This is a genomic window from Robertmurraya massiliosenegalensis JC6 (assembly GCF_000311725.1).
Taxonomy (GTDB): domain Bacteria; phylum Bacillota; class Bacilli; order Bacillales; family Cytobacillaceae; genus Robertmurraya; species Robertmurraya massiliosenegalensis.
Window position 1 is genome coordinate 271,443 of sequence record NZ_HE978513.1, and the last position, 14,689, is coordinate 286,131.

The 14,689-nt window shown below is 37.6% G+C and carries 15 protein-coding genes and 1 other annotated feature; all 15 genes read right to left on the bottom strand.

Translation table 11 applies throughout. From position 1 onward, the window contains the following. Window positions 1–244: 244 nt before the first annotated feature. Window positions 245–1,063: a pyruvate, water dikinase regulatory protein gene (locus BMSHG_RS11210; RefSeq protein ID WP_019154545.1), complete on the bottom strand. Its 819-nt coding sequence runs from the start codon at window positions 1,061–1,063 to the stop codon at window positions 245–247. Window positions 1,064–1,135: 72 nt separating this feature from the next. Continuing rightward, a complete protein-coding gene (locus BMSHG_RS11215) occupies window positions 1,136–1,771 on the bottom strand; it encodes a helix-turn-helix transcriptional regulator (protein ID WP_019154546.1) in 636 nt (211 codons plus the stop codon). Window positions 1,772–2,099: 328 nt separating this feature from the next. Beyond that, the gene (glyS, locus tag BMSHG_RS11220; protein WP_019154547.1) at window positions 2,100–4,169 is read right to left on the bottom strand and encodes a glycine--tRNA ligase subunit beta; all 2,070 of its coding nucleotides are present in this window, start codon (window positions 4,167–4,169) and stop codon (window positions 2,100–2,102) included. After that, window positions 4,162–5,052 (bottom strand): glycine--tRNA ligase subunit alpha, encoded by an 891-nt coding sequence (gene glyQ, locus BMSHG_RS11225; RefSeq protein WP_026073421.1) that lies wholly within the window; start codon window positions 5,050–5,052, stop codon window positions 4,162–4,164. Before glyQ ends, glyS begins: the two co-directional genes overlap by 8 nt. A 71-nt stretch (window positions 5,053–5,123) precedes the next feature. Further along, window positions 5,124–5,297 (bottom strand) — a binding site (T-box leader). 58 nt (window positions 5,298–5,355) lie between these two features. Beyond that, window positions 5,356–6,108: a DNA repair protein RecO gene (recO, locus tag BMSHG_RS11230; protein ID WP_019154549.1), complete on the bottom strand. Its 753-nt coding sequence runs from the start codon at window positions 6,106–6,108 to the stop codon at window positions 5,356–5,358. A gap of 34 nt (window positions 6,109–6,142) precedes the next feature. Next, window positions 6,143–6,283, bottom strand: coding sequence for a YqzL family protein (locus BMSHG_RS27545; protein ID WP_019154550.1), 141 nt, complete (start codon window positions 6,281–6,283; stop codon window positions 6,143–6,145). Between the two features lie 219 nt (window positions 6,284–6,502). After that, complete coding sequence (gene era, locus BMSHG_RS11240; protein WP_019154551.1) at window positions 6,503–7,420, bottom strand: GTPase Era; 918 nt, start codon at window positions 7,418–7,420, stop codon at window positions 6,503–6,505. Beyond that, complete coding sequence (locus tag BMSHG_RS11245; protein ID WP_026073422.1) at window positions 7,413–7,811, bottom strand: cytidine deaminase; 399 nt, start codon at window positions 7,809–7,811, stop codon at window positions 7,413–7,415. The genes era and BMSHG_RS11245 overlap by 8 nt, the downstream gene beginning before the upstream one ends. Before the next feature lie 265 nt (window positions 7,812–8,076). After that, on the bottom strand, window positions 8,077–8,397 hold the full coding sequence (locus tag BMSHG_RS11250) for a hypothetical protein (RefSeq protein WP_019154553.1): 321 nt from the start codon (window positions 8,395–8,397) through the stop codon (window positions 8,077–8,079). 412 nt (window positions 8,398–8,809) lie between these two features. Next, window positions 8,810–9,208, bottom strand: a complete 399-nt coding sequence (locus BMSHG_RS11255) for a diacylglycerol kinase family protein (protein ID WP_019154554.1) — start codon at window positions 9,206–9,208, stop codon at window positions 8,810–8,812. Then, window positions 9,186–9,656 (bottom strand): rRNA maturation RNase YbeY, encoded by a 471-nt coding sequence (gene ybeY, locus BMSHG_RS11260; protein WP_019154555.1) that lies wholly within the window; start codon window positions 9,654–9,656, stop codon window positions 9,186–9,188. Before ybeY ends, BMSHG_RS11255 begins: the two co-directional genes overlap by 23 nt. Continuing rightward, on the bottom strand, window positions 9,653–11,857 hold the full coding sequence (locus BMSHG_RS11265; protein WP_019154556.1) for an HD family phosphohydrolase: 2,205 nt from the start codon (window positions 11,855–11,857) through the stop codon (window positions 9,653–9,655). Before BMSHG_RS11265 ends, ybeY begins: the two co-directional genes overlap by 4 nt. Before the next feature lie 282 nt (window positions 11,858–12,139). Further along, complete coding sequence (locus BMSHG_RS11270; protein ID WP_019154557.1) at window positions 12,140–13,108, bottom strand: PhoH family protein; 969 nt, start codon at window positions 13,106–13,108, stop codon at window positions 12,140–12,142. Then, a complete protein-coding gene (gene yqfD, locus BMSHG_RS11275) occupies window positions 13,105–14,298 on the bottom strand; it encodes a sporulation protein YqfD (protein WP_019154558.1) in 1,194 nt (397 codons plus the stop codon). The genes BMSHG_RS11270 and yqfD overlap by 4 nt, the downstream gene beginning before the upstream one ends. Window positions 14,299–14,368: 70 nt before the next feature. Continuing rightward, window positions 14,369–14,653 carry a sporulation protein YqfC gene (yqfC, locus tag BMSHG_RS11280; RefSeq protein ID WP_019154559.1) on the bottom strand — a complete coding sequence of 95 codons (285 nt, stop codon included), beginning with the start codon at window positions 14,651–14,653 and terminating at the stop codon, window positions 14,369–14,371. Window positions 14,654–14,689 lie beyond the last annotated feature (36 nt).

The window sequence follows — 14,689 nt, forward strand, 5'->3', positions numbered from 1 at the left end:
TCTACATCACTCCACATATTCCTGCTTAAAAAAGGAATAAGTTTTGAAACTTCGATTTGTCGAATTTTCTTTTGCTTCTGAACTTGACTTCTATTCATAATTAGTTTATTCGTTCATAAGTAAGTCTAAACCTATAATAAACATTTTTATCACAATTTTTTATTATAGTATAAACAATAGTATTTTTCCATCATTTTTTCTTACAAAAAAAGAAAACTAGCACATGTCGTACTAGTCATTCACATTATTGAGATATTTTTCCTTTATAATATTGATTTAAAATAATGTTTGCTGTTTCTTCTACAGCTTTGTTTGTCACATCAATCGTCTGACAACCGATTCTAGAAATAATTTTCTCAAAGTATTCTAGTTCCTCGTTAATTCTAGATAAGTTTGCATAGCTCGCTTGATCATTTAATCCGAGGGAAATTAATCTTTCTCGTCTAATACTATTTAGTTTTTCCGAACCAATCTTCAAACCAAAACATTTTTCTGGTGAAGTTTGAAAAAGCTCCTCGGGTGGATCCACTTCAGGTACTAATGGAACATTTGCAACCTTTAATCTTTTATGAGCTAAATATTGTGAAAGCGGGGTTTTCGATGTCCTAGATACTCCGACTAAGACAATATCCGCCTTTAGGATCCCTCTTGGGTCTCGTCCATCATCATATTTTACAGCAAACTCAATTGCTTCTACCTTTTTGAAATAATCTTCATCAAGCTTTCTCACTAGTCCTGGTTCAAATAGTGGTTTGATACCGCTCGCTGCTTGGATTTCATCAATCAATGGCCCAATAATATCACACGCATAAATTCGTTCTCTAATGCTCGCTTCTTTCATATATTCACGAATATCTGGTTTTACTAACGTATAAGCAATCATACCCTTGTCCATTTTCACAAGAGAAATCACTTCATCTATATCCTCAATGTCTTCTACATATGGGAAGCGTTTAATGGTGGCATTGCTTCCATTAAATTGGCTCACTGCCGCCTTCGTTACAAGCTCTGCCGTTTCCCCAACAGAGTCAGATACTACATAGATGATTGGAATTTTTCCCATTTCAATAACCATCCCCTCTGCAACTATATTGTACTTTGTCCGCTATAGAGTATTTGTACCTCATTATAGGCGCTATTCATTTTTAGCCAGTGCAACTAACGCTTTTGTTAAATTGGTTTTTGTGACTCGACCAATGACTTCAAAGCCTTTATCCGTTTCTTTGACGACAGGTAAGGCATCAATTTGTTTATCGATTAACTTACTTGCTACATCAATTAACAAATCTTCCTTCTCACACATCGTAATATTAGGCATCCTTGTCATAATGATATTAACTGGGAGAGTCGTTAATTCCTGTTTACCAATACTTGCACGGAGCAAATCTTTTCGCGAAAGAACACCAACTAAAAGGTTTTGCCCGTCTACAACGAATAGTGTCCCCACATCCTCTAGAAACATCGTTACGATTGCATCATACACCGCTATATTTTCATTAACAACGACTGGGATAGATTGATAGTCCTTCACATACAGCTTTTTAAGGTTTTCAGTTAGTAGTTGAACACCTGATTTTCCTGTATAAAAATAGCCGACCCTTGGTCTAGCATCTAAATACCCTGCCATCGTTAAAATAGCCAAATCAGGACGCAGAGTAGCACGCGTTAAGTTTAACCGTTCAGCGATTTGCTCTCCTGTGATCGGACCGTTATCCTTGACGATTTCTAAGATTCGTTCTTGCCGCTTGTTGAGCTCTATTGTACTCACCACCTAACAACTGCGTGAATAATGCCATACTTAATAAATAATATTATATACTACTGATTGCTGGACTGAAAGTTTTAATCCTATATAGGAGAATCAATTTCATATTATTGCTTCTCAAGGAAAAAGGCGAACGAATATAACTCTAAACAAAATAAAATAATAGAATTTCAGGTGTGCTTGAATGAATTATGCCAGAAATGTTCGTTTTTTAATTTCCCTTCGTTCAATGTGACATCACTTAGGAAAGGAACCTTACATTAAGTAAGAGCCCATTCAAATGGAACAGGCTCTTACAGTAGACAATTTTCAAATTGAACAGTTACGAAAAGCTTTATTTCACCATAATTTCCGTTACATCAGCAAAGCCTTTAATAACATTTGCCAATTTCACTAATAAGCTTAAACGATTATTTCTTACGTTTACATCCTCAACCATCACCATTGTGTGATCAAAGTACTCATTGATTGGTGTTTTTAATGACACGAGCATTTGGTAATACTCTTCCTCCGTCACATCCGCTACTAACGCTTGCTCCACATCGACGAATGCTTTATAGAGATTATTTTCTTCCTTGTTTTCAAATAATGAAGGTTGAATTTCTACAATCTCATCAGCTTTGCGGGCAATATTGATGACCCTGCTTAACGCTTCCATCGTTTCTTTAAAGCCTTCATCCTCTTTATGACCATTTAGCGTTACCGCTTTTTGAACTAGAGCGGATACACTTCCAATCTGCTCTGAAAGAACAGCATCTATAACATCATAGCGAATGCCTCGTTCTTGAAGAAGATACTTTAATCTTAACTTAAAGAAAGTAATAAGCTCTTTCTCTAATTCTGCTCTACTTAACTTTGAAAATTGAGCTTCTTCAATCAACTCAACACTGAAAAGGATGAGTTTTTCTAGTTTAATATCCCAATTTTTATTCACGAGTGTTTGCACGATTCCTGCAGCTTGTCTTCTTAATGCATAAGGGTCTTGTGAACCACTTGGAATCAAACCGATAGCAAAGGTAGATACGATTGTATCGAGCTTCTCAACTATTGCTAGCGCTGCTCCAGGATTTGAACTTGCTGTGTCATCCTCTGCATTTCTAGGCATATAATGCTCATTGATTGCTTTTGCCACTTCCACCGACTCGCCCTTTTGAATGGCATATTTTTCACCCATGAAGCCTTGTAGTTCAGGAAATTCATACACCATGTTGGTAACGAGATCAAATTTACTTATCTCTGCGGCACGATTTGTAGTCACTTTCTCTTCGTTTGAAAAGTCTAGCTCCACAGTTAGCTTTTGGGCTAATTGCTTCACTCGCTCTACTTTTTCAGCCAATGTACCAATTTCTTCGTGGTAAACAATTGTTTGAAACTTTTCCAAAGCCTTACCTATTTCAAGTTTCTGATCTTCTTTATAGAAGAAGGCCGCATCTGCTAGACGTGCTCTTAATACTTTCTCATTCCCCTTTGCCACAGTCTCAAGATGCTGATGATCTCCATTGCGAACCGTTACAAAGAAAGGAAGTAGCTTTCCATCCTTCGATTTAACTGGGAAGTAACGTTGATGCTCCTTCATCGATGTGATGAGGACTTCCTCTGGTAACTCAAGATACTCTTCTTCAAAGCGTCCGAAGAGAGCCGTTGGATATTCCACTAAATTATTAACCTCTTCTAATAACTCTTCATCAATCGGAATCACCCAATTATTTTCTTCTTCGATCTTTTTCAATTGTGAGACGATCGCAGCTTTTCTTTCCTCGCTATTGGCCACAACATATTGTCCAAGGAGTGTGACAACATAACCCTCTGGTGAAGGAATGTCAACCTGTTCTCCAAGAAAGCGATGTCCTCTCGTCCAATTACTTGTTTCCACATTCGTAATCGAAAATGGAATAACTTCTTGACCAAACATGGCTACAAGCCATTTAATTGGTCTTATATATTTCATTTCCTCATTTGCCCAACGCATATTTTTCGGAAAACTTAAGCCCGTGATGATTTGTTTCAGTTCAGGGAGAAGTGATCTCGTTTCTTCCCCTTTGATAAATTTTTCTACATGAGCATATTCAACTCCGCCGATTTCTTTAAAATAAATATCATCAACACTCATTCCTTGTCCTCGGCTAAAACCGATTGCCGCCTTCGACCAATTGCCATTCTCATCTAAGGCGATTTTTTTCGCTGGCCCTTTTGCTTCTTCCTGAATATCTTGCTGGGACTCAGAGACTTCTTTAACGATCACTGCCAAGCGGCGAGGTGTTGAATAGGACTCAATATCGCCTATATCAATCTTTTTATCTAAAAACCATTTTTGAATTCTTGATGTAAATTGCTCGATTGAGCTTGTGACAAACCGTGCTGGCATTTCTTCTAGGCCGATCTCAATTAACAAATCCTTACTCATGACCGATGTCCTCCTTGCCCTTTAAAATTGGGAAACCTAGCTTTTCCCTTTCTTCATAAAATGTTTTCGCAATTTTTCTGGCTAAATTACGGCAACGGCCAATATATCCAGTTCGTTCAGTGACAGAGATTGCCCCTTTTGCATCTAAAAGATTGAAAGTATGAGAACATTTCAAGACATAGTCATAGGCTGGATGAACAAGTCCTTCGTCCATTTGACGATGCGCTTCTTTTTCATAAATATTAAATAAATTGAAGAGCATTTCCGTATCAGACGTTTCAAACGTGTACTTAGAATGTTCAAACTCTGGCTGCAGGAAAATATCTCTCACTGTAAAACCTTCAGTCCATTCAAGATCAAAAACGTTTTCCTTTTCTTGAATGTAAGAAGCTAAGCGTTCAATCCCGTACGTAATTTCCACAGAAACTGGCTTACATTCTAGGCCGCCCACCTGTTGGAAATAGGTGAATTGAGTGATTTCCATACCATTTAGCCATACTTCCCAACCTAAGCCTGCACAGCCTAGAGATGGATTTTCCCAGTTGTCCTCTACGAAACGAATATCATGCTCTAACGGATTAATTCCTAATGCTTTTAAAGAGTCTAAATAAAGCTCTTGAATATTGTCTGGTGAAGGCTTCATAATCACCTGAAATTGATGATGCTGATAAAGACGATTTGGATTTTCTCCGTAACGGCCATCTGCTGGACGGCGAGATGGTTCGACATAAGCCACATTCCAAGGCTCTGGACCGATTGCGCGTAAAAATGTATAAGGACTCATCGTCCCTGCACCTTTCTCCACATCATAAGCTTGCATTAAGATACAACCTTGATTTGACCAGTGCTTTTGCAGTGTTAAAATCATGTTTTGAATATTCATCTGTATCTTCCCTTCTTTTTTTCCAAGCATATAGAAACAAAAAAACTCCCGTTCCCTATGCTTTAATTAAGCATAGGGACGAGAGTTTACCCGCGGTTCCACCCTATTTGCTGCCAAGTTTGACAGCCACTTTCAAACGAACGCTCCAGAACGCCCTTCCTTAACGCTCTATTTCCTAGCTCACACCATCCTAGGATCGCTTTCATAGAGGAATGTTAAGTACTCTTTTCCTTCTTCGCGCATGTAATTTAAATTATAATAACGAAAAATAAAAACTTTGTCAATAAAGTCAAGGTTTATTCCTTACTTTAACCCTTTTATTTGATCCATCTGCTTCAAAAATCTTTTCGTCTTTAAATTTAAACCAGAGTATTCATCATAATACGCTGAAATAATCGTTTTTAATTCTTTTTTCGTTTCTTCTTTAACCGAAATATTGCCCAGTCTTGATATATCAATAAAATAAAATAACCGAAGAAGTTGTACCGTCGCCTTTGAAATCTTATAATGGTACGGATCCTTCTCCAGACATTGATGACAAATAAAGCCTCCTTCTCGAATCGAGAAGGAGAATTCACCTTCTGTATTCCCACAAACAGAACATTGATTAAGTACGGGATACAAACCAAGCATATTAAGAATTTTCATTTCATAAATGTTCATCAAAATCTCAGGGTCGATTCCCTCGTTCATATAGTTTAGTGTTTGATAAAGAAGTTCAAACAGAAAAGGATTTGGTTTTTTCTCATCTGTAGCTTTGTCAGTTAGATCAATAATGTAGCTCGCATAGGCTGTAAGAAATATATCTTCCTTTATCCCTCTCATCGAGGATATAATATCCCCTTGCTGGAGATTTCCTAGACCTGAACCTTTTTTTACTAAAAAATATCCATATGTAAAAGGTTGTGTGACTGCCGCAAGCCGGCTACTAGGTTTTTTCGCCCCTCCGGCCATCACGCCAACCTTTCCCCATTCACGGGTATATAAAGTGACTACCTTATTTGCTTCACCATAATGACTCGTTCGAATGACGATGCCCTCACACTTTTGTAGCATCGATCATCACCATCCATCCTTTAGCAGGACAAAACTAGAGATATGGAAACTTCTCTGCTAGCTCGTTGCTCTGATTTTCGGGTATTTCTTGATTTTCTTTCTCCAATTCCTTGTAGAGAAGATACGTGTCAATATTACCTGTCTCTGAGAATATCCTCCAGGTAAAATCCAACATCAAAAACCCCACCTTTCAATTTTTCGACTAGCAATTTTCTATCCCAAATCCTTAACCTTATCATAGCCCTGACATCTCAATTTCATGTTACGTAAATATTGTTAATACGACCAACGAATAGGGAGCAAAAGACCCATAATTTAATATACGATGGACAGGTAATTCATCCAAAGTAGGCATATTCTGAAGGCTTGAATAATAATTTAAAAAGGGGTGGCCTTAATACTCATCTTCACGAAAACCGAAGTCTCGTAACTGTGTCATTTTATTACGCCAATCCTTTTGGACTTTCACCCATAATTCTAGAAAAACCTTTGAACCTAACAGATTTTCAATATCAATGCGTGCCCTTTTACCGATTTCTTTTAACATGCTTCCTTGCTTCCCGATGATGATCCCTTTTTGTGAATCTCTTTCGACAATCACTTGTGCCATCACATGCACGACATCTTTGTCATCTCGACGTTCCATTTTTTCTATAACAACCGCTAATGAATGAGGAATTTCTTCCCGTGTCAAATGGAGCGCTTTCTCTCTAATTAGCTCTGAAACAATAAATCGTTCCGGATGATCAGTGACTTGATCAGCTGGGTAAAATTGTGGACCTTCAGGTAAATACTTTTTAATTTGCTCAAGTAAAGTCTCAACATTATTTCCTTCCAAAGCTGAAATCGGAATTACTTCAGCAAATGGGTGCTTCTCTTTATAAGATTCAATTAACTTTAATAATTGATCTGGGTGAATCTTATCAATTTTATTAATGACCAGGAAAATAGGAGTCTTCACACTTTTAAATTTCTCAAGGATAAATTCTTCTCCACGGCCGTAACCTTCTTCGGCATTGACCATAAATAAAACAATATCCACTTCCTTAAGTGTATTCTGCGCTACTTTCATCATGAAGTCACCAAGCTTATGCTTTGGTTTATGAATTCCTGGTGTATCAATAAAAATGAGCTGGGAGTCATTCGTTGTTAGCACACCTTGAACCTTATTTCTTGTAGTTTGCGGTTTATCGCTCATAATGGCTATTTTTTGCCCAATCACACGATTTAAAAAAGTTGATTTTCCTACATTGGGACGTCCAATAATGGAAATAAAACCTGATTTATGCTGTTTGTTTTCTAAGTTAGTCATTCAAATCCTCCGGTGTAAATGCTCCAGGCAATAATTCTTCTATCGTTAGTTCTTTAATATCCCCTTTTAAGTTCGTTAAAACTACTTTCATGTCTTTTGGGCACAATTCAGCTATTACTTGTCGACAAGCACCGCATGGAGGCACAGGTCGGTCTGTATCCGCCACTACAGCAAGGACAGTGAAATTTTTCACCCCTTCAGAAACAGCTTTAAACAATGCGGTTCTTTCTGCACAATTCGTCATGCTATATGCGGCATTTTCAATATTGCATCCATGGTATACCTTTCCATCTGCAGTAAGGAGGGCCGCTCCCACTTTGAATTTCGAATATGGAACATATGCTTTTTCCATTGCTATTTTTGCTTGTTCGATTAGTTCTTCTTGATTCACCAATAATTACTTCCTTTCATAACGAAGACTGCTACTTCCTATATTTTACCGTATTCTGCGTCAGATTTCATTAATTGTTGCAAAAATGTAATAAAAGAATTAGAATTTTCCAAAAACTTGACCTTATGGGTAAAATATATGTGATGCTATTTTATCGGTTTCTGCAGCAAGATGCAAAAAATGAATGGCTTTTTTTGTGTCGTTATTATAGTACTTGAAGATCCATGAAGGGTTAATTGCTGACTTTTGCTCCGACGTTTTTTCGCTATTTACTAATTCTTTCTTCTTTTTTGCTGTAAATTTCATAAGCAAAATATCCAAAAAGCAAGCCTATTCCAGCTCCCATGCTGATTGTAGGTAATAAAGGAATTGGCAAATATAAGCTACTTAATACACCTAAAGCACCACCAATGATCATTCCAAGTGGTATGAAACTATCTAATAATTGTTGAGCGCTAATTGATTTTTTCTTGCCCAAGGTGCCTTTTGTATATTTATGTTTCATTCTCATAACTACAAATATTGCAATCCCACACACTAGTACAAAAGGCAGTAAAATGCGACCAATTTCCGAAGCTAAGCCCATATGAGGTCCCTCCCTTATACTGCTTCTCAATTGATTTAATTTTAACATAGTTTAATCCATTTAATTGTTGAATCTGGATCTTTTTAGTAATAGGAAGCTTCGGTTTGTCTCATTCGCTCCAAACAGCTCTCACCCTTAAGCGGAATTTCTCCTGTTATATTCTCAATGGACTCCTTTTAGGGGAAATAACGGAAGATTTTCCGCTTATGGAGAGCAAAATCGTTTATTTTGGTATTTTTTGATTGAATTGCAGGAATTTCTCCTGTTATTTTGGCGCTTTTTCATGATGCTTGCTCATTAAGCGGAATTTCTCCTGTTATATTCTCATACCAATCCTGTTTATAGGAACATTAAAGCAAGGGAATTTGTACATTCTTAGACAGTAAAAAAGCCTGTAGACAAATAGCTTTGTTTACAGGCTTGATAACTCCATTAGTTTCGGTAAAAATATCATCAATCCGATGATAACAGATAGTAAAGCATAGACTAAGACTGCTCCTGCTGCGATGTCCTTTGCTTGTTTAGCTAGTGGGTGATGCTCGCTTGTGGCAAGGTCGACTAATCTTTCTATCGCCGTATTAATGAGTTCTAGTGCGATGACTCCCCCAATAGCAAATAAGATAAACATCCACTCAAAAGAAGTGATCTTTAAGATCAACCCGGCAGCAATGACTACTATCGAAATAGACAGATGGATCCTGATGTTTCTTTCCGTCAATAGTGTGTGCTTGATACCATCGAACGCATAGTGAAAGGATTGAAATACATTATTCGATTTAAAGGGCCGTTTACCTTTGTAGTCCGTACTCATCTAAAATGACCCTTTGACGATCAAACATTATTTTCTCGTCTTTTTCATTTTCATGATCGTATCCAAGTAAATGGAGTAAGCCATGTACAGCTAAAAATCCAATTTCTCGTTCGAAGCTATGACCGTATTCCTCTGCTTGCTCATGAGCTTTCTTAATGGAGATGATAATATCTCCTAACACTCGTGGAATATCACTGCCACTTACCTCGATTTCCCCTTCTCCCATTTCTTCTAAAGCAAAGGAAATGACATCGGTCGGATAGTCTTTGCCGCGATACTCCCGATTAATTTCTTGAATTCTGTCATTGGTTACAAATGTGACCGAAAGTTCGCTTCCTGCCTCAACCTCTTCTTTTTTTGCTGTGAAATCGAGCAATTTTTCAAGCTGACTAATCAGCTCTTCTCCAACCTCATTCGTTTCATCTAAAAAATCAATATTCAAACTCATGCTTGCTTCACCTTCTGTTTTGTCATTTCTGGATATTCAATCCGCGAATGGAAAATCCCTTTCAATGTTTCGCATAATGTATTGGCCACTATTTCTAATTCTTTTAAAGTCAAATCACATTCATTTAACTGTCCGTCCTGCAAACGATCAGCAATGATATTTCGAACCAGGCCCTCAATTTGTTCAGGATTTGGACTAGACATGGAACGCACTGCAGCTTCAACGCTATCAGCAATCCCGATAATCGCCGTTTCCTTCGTCTGAGCTTTCGGACCAGGATAGCGATAATCCTTTTCTTCGATATCCAAGCCATTTTCCTTCGCCTTATGGTAGAAGAATTTCAAACAAGTTGTACCATGATGTTGTTCGGCAATATCGACAATTTCTTTTGGCAACTTATATTTACGCAAAATTTCTGCCCCATCAGTAGCATGAGCAATAATGATATTCTTACTCGTTTGCGGCGGTAAGCGATCATGCGGATTCTCAATATTCATCTGATTTTCAATAAAAAACTGTGGCCGATTCGTTTTTCCAATATCATGATAGTAACAGCCTACTCTTGCTAAAAGTCCATTTGCCCCTATCGCTTCGCATGCCGACTCAGATAAATTTGCCACCATGACACTATGATGGTAAGTTCCTGGTGCCTCCGTCAAAATTTTCCTCAGCAATGGGTGATTTGGGTTTGACAATTCGATTAAGCGCATCGTCGATAAGATCCCAAAACCAGCCTCAAAAAATGGCAATAATCCGATTGTTAATACCGCTGATGTAATTCCCGAAATAAACGCTGCCGTGAAATAGAAAGTATATTCTAGTGCATTATAATGGGCATTTTGCATAAATACGAGCGCAAATATAACCATCAAATTAATCGCTGAGATGAACAACCCAGCTTGTAAAATTTTCGCTCTTTGATTTTGCTTACTTAAAAATAAAATACCCGCAATCCCGCTACATAATAGATAAATCCCAATGTGAAAATTTAAAGCAGATGTGACTCCCTCATTGAAAATAATCGTTGCACAAAGGGCAATGGACACGGTCCAAAGCAGAGCAAGGCGCTCATCAATCAATATTTTGATCAGCATCGCACCCATTGCAACAGGAAATACATAGCCAACTTCTGAATACTCAATCTGAATAAAACTGATTCCCTTTAACAGCACAATCGATAAAATAAAGATAATGCTAAACAAAAGGAGATAATTTTGTCTCGTTTCCCCTTTAAGCTTTAATTCATAGAAATAATAATATAAGGCAGATAACAATATCATGATGAATAAACCTAACCCGATAAACGGCAACCAAGAATTCTCATTATCCAATAAACCGACAAGCTCTAATTGGCGGTAAATTTCCTGGTTTATCAACTGGTTTTCTTCAACAAGAATTTGCCCCTGTAGAATTTTTACCGGTTCTACACTTTCTCGTGCTTGTTGCCTAAGTTCTTGAGTCGCTTCCAAATCAAAAAACTCATTTTGCATGACAGCATATCGCCCAAGTTCAATGACGGCGTTTTTTAAGCTATTTTCTAAGTTGGCGTATCGTAACTCATCTTCCACTCTTTTTTTAGAATTCTCCACTTCATCAGCAGGAATTTTATTCTTCATGACATTATTAATGGCCGTAACTGTTAAGTCTTTGGCAATGGAAAGTTCATTTGACGATGCTGAGACAAGGGCTGTAAATGTAGAATCGGAAACATCGTTTGCTACATCTTCTGATAGGCGTTCTTTTAGCATCCCTATTTTTTCTTGTGTAGATATAGGCTCAGGGGGTGTTTCGTTAGCTGTAGCCCCTTCTGCTGCTCCATCATCTGATTCCTCATTACTTGTTGCTGCTTCAGCTTCTGAAGCTTCAATCTCCTTGTTGACAGCAATAGATGAATCAAAAATAGACGTAATGAGGTCAACTCGATTTTCATTTATTTCCTTTTTGACAACATAAACATCGGCTACTTGCTCTTCTGCTACCTCTCTTTTTCTTTCCGTACTTTCCCGATCAGAGACAGTAACTGGTGATCTGATTGCTTCTGTGGACACAGAAAATAGATTTAAATTCAATTTTTCAGGCTTAACATTACTAAACATGACGAGGTACAAAACAAAGCCCAAAATAAGGAATAACACGACTCTGAAGAATGTAACATCTAATAAATTTCGTATTTTGGTCAATTGTCGCTGTAATTTTTCCATTCTTATATCCTCCTACATCGTCAAAAGTAATGCAGCTTCAATTAAATATTTGATGCCTAAATAGATGACGTTATTATATGTATATGGTTATTGACGATGAAAATAAACATGACCGGTCGTTCTTTCTTTTACGCTGTTGTTGAAAAGAGCCGTATTTTTATTACGACCTTTTGTCCTAAAGATGGCGTACACTTATGAAAATGATAACAGGTTTCCTTCCAAGTTTCACCTATATTTTTCTAAATTTGTACAGCAAAAAGCCGTCTGGATGGTCCAAACGGCTTACTGCTCTTGGGTTTCATGATCATATGCTTGAATAATTTTGGCAACTAATGGATGTCTGACAACATCACTTTGCTCAAGATGAACAATGCCAATACCTTTTACATCCTTTAATCTTTTCTCTGCTTCAATTAGCCCTGATTGAACGCCTTTTGGTAGATCAATTTGCGTTTTGTCACCGGTAATCACCATCTTTGATCCAAAACCAAGACGAGTAAGAAACATCTTCATTTGTGCCTTAGTCGTATTTTGAGCTTCATCTAAAATGACAAAAGCATCCTCTAATGTTCTCCCCCGCATATAGGCCAATGGAGCAATTTCAATCGTTCCTCTGTCAATCATTCTACCCGTGTGCTCTGTCCCTAAAATATCATGTAAAGCATCATATAATGGCCTTAAATAAGGGTCTACTTTTTCTTTTAAATCACCTGGTAAAAAGCCGAGACTCTCCCCTGCTTCTACTGCTGGTCTAGTGAGGATGATACGCTTTACACTTCCATTTTTCAATGCATGAATGGCCATAACTACTGCTAAATAGGTTTTACCTGTCCCTGCTGGACCAATGCCAAAGACAAGATCATTCTTCTTCATCGCTGAAATATAATATTGCTGTCCAAGCGTTTTAACCCGGATTGATTTCCCTTTAGCATTCTTCGTAATTTCTTCTTCATAAATATCCTTGAAATAGTTGAGTTGCCCTTTCTTTGCCATCTGAATGGCATACATGACATCTCGACCCGAAATATTTATACCCTTACGAAATACGTAAAGCAGCTGTTCAATGATGCGTGAGACAAGCTCAACATTGTCCTCACTCCCAGATACAAGAACCGTTTCCCCTCTAGTTACTACAGATACAGCTAACTCTTCTTCTAAAATTTTGATATTTGCATCTGAGTTACCAAGTAAAGAAACAGCTTCATTCGGGTTCTCTAATTGTACTCTAATCGTTGTAAATTCTTCTGTCATTCCGACTCTCCTTGAATGATGGGGTATGATTTTGCAATATTCTCGTTCACTTGGAAATGCATTATTAAATATACTTTACCATTCTGAATTGTTTGACGCAAAACATTTTCTCCCTTAATGATAGCATCCTCAGGTAGTTCATTTTTTATATCAGCTCTCGCCATTTCTTTTGCAACCTCGATGGCCTCATCATTTTTATAGAGTTTTTTAACCTGTTCACTCTCACGATATGTATCTTGAACATAGACAATAGGCAGCTCCCACTTTAAAAACTTAAATTTATCTTCCTTCGTTTCTTTTTCAAAAGTTTTGAAGTTGTGATCCTTAAATCCCCAGATTGGTATCGGAAAATCGGCAATTCGGAGAGAGTATTTTCTTATTTCATTGCCATTAAATACTTGTAAATTGCTTTCTAATGGTAATACCACTTCAGACTTGTACCATGTTTCACCAAGAATTTCTCCCTTTGCTGAGACAGACTTTGTCTTTCCTTCTTTCCCAATTTGACCAGAAACTAATAATTGTCCCGGTTTAACATAATCGTGGACATCGACCTTTGGTTGCCCTTCCTCAACAAACATATCTACGATTACTGCTTTTTTTGTCGCTACAAGATTTTGAGGGCCAAGCTTCTCTGGCTCCTCCGGTACATTTTTTTCAACCACTTGAAGATGATAAGTTGTCCCTAGTAACTCCACACCAACCCATGTTACCTCTTCAATCGCATTCATTACTGCTCGCTGAATCCCTTCCGGCTCTTCCACAAAAAATTGCAACTTTCCTTTTTTCACACCAATGGCATCAAGCTCTTTTCTGATCTTATGCTCTGTAGCTGGATCTGCGCCCTTAATTTCAATCCCCCAAATCATATTAGACAAAATAAAAAGACACATGAAAAATATGAGTACACCTGCCATGAAGCCACTGTTTTTAAAGAGGCGGCGAATTAAAAACGGGAGGCCTGTCCGTTTTAAAAACGTCACTTTACAGCCAGAATTCTTTACCACTTGCTTCAATTTTTTAATATCCTTTAATGACATTTTAAAGGTCACCATTTCGTAACCATGCTTTTTCACATCCCAAATTAATATCCCGTTTGTCGTTAAACGATTTATAAACCTCTCTAGACCGTTTCCTGTTACTTTAATGGTGACAATCCCCCAATAAAAATAAAGCCATTGATTCCTCATCTCTTTGCCTCCTGCACTTCTTTTTAAAGGAAAGAAAACCCCCTTACGATTTCCTTTCCTTATTAACGCCTTACTCCTTCACAAAGATGACTTGATCGATTTTTCCTTCAAGAAGAATTTCTTCAGGAAGAATCGTCTTGATGACAAATGCCTTTCCCTTTACTAATAATTGCCCTTGCTTTAAGAGCAATCTAATTTCCTTATCAGAAAATGCAATCAATCCCCGGTGGTTCTCAATGTATATATGAATTTGACCAATCATTGTTATTCGGGGTAGGTCCATCATGACATCCTGAGGAAGCTCCATATGCTTAGTCATCCAGCTTTTCACCTGATGTCCCCACTTTTTTGCCATAAAAAAAGAACCCCCTTTCATCTCATATTTATGAGA

Coding starts and splice junctions, on each gene's coding strand:
- glyQ (WP_026073421.1), bottom strand. CDS start 5,052: ATGAATATTCAAAACATGATTTTAACACTGCAAAAGCACTGGTCAAAT.
- BMSHG_RS11255 (WP_019154554.1), bottom strand. CDS start 9,208: ATGAGTACGGACTACAAAGGTAAACGGCCCTTTAAATCGAATAATGTA.
- BMSHG_RS27545 (WP_019154550.1), bottom strand. CDS start 6,283: ATGTTGGATTTTACCTGGAGGATATTCTCAGAGACAGGTAATATTGAC.
- yqfC (WP_019154559.1), bottom strand. CDS start 14,653: ATGGCAAAAAAGTGGGGACATCAGGTGAAAAGCTGGATGACTAAGCAT.
- BMSHG_RS11210 (WP_019154545.1), bottom strand. CDS start 1,063: ATGGGAAAAATTCCAATCATCTATGTAGTATCTGACTCTGTTGGGGAA.
- glyS (WP_019154547.1), bottom strand. CDS start 4,169: ATGAGTAAGGATTTGTTAATTGAGATCGGCCTAGAAGAAATGCCAGCA.
- ybeY (WP_019154555.1), bottom strand. CDS start 9,656: ATGAGTTTGAATATTGATTTTTTAGATGAAACGAATGAGGTTGGAGAA.
- BMSHG_RS11270 (WP_019154557.1), bottom strand. CDS start 13,108: ATGACAGAAGAATTTACAACGATTAGAGTACAATTAGAGAACCCGAAT.
- BMSHG_RS11265 (WP_019154556.1), bottom strand. CDS start 11,857: ATGGAAAAATTACAGCGACAATTGACCAAAATACGAAATTTATTAGAT.
- BMSHG_RS11250 (WP_019154553.1), bottom strand. CDS start 8,397: ATGGGCTTAGCTTCGGAAATTGGTCGCATTTTACTGCCTTTTGTACTA.
- recO (WP_019154549.1), bottom strand. CDS start 6,108: ATGCTACAAAAGTGTGAGGGCATCGTCATTCGAACGAGTCATTATGGT.
- yqfD (WP_019154558.1), bottom strand. CDS start 14,298: ATGAGGAATCAATGGCTTTATTTTTATTGGGGGATTGTCACCATTAAA.
- era (WP_019154551.1), bottom strand. CDS start 7,420: ATGACTAACTTAGAAAACAAACAGCATAAATCAGGTTTTATTTCCATT.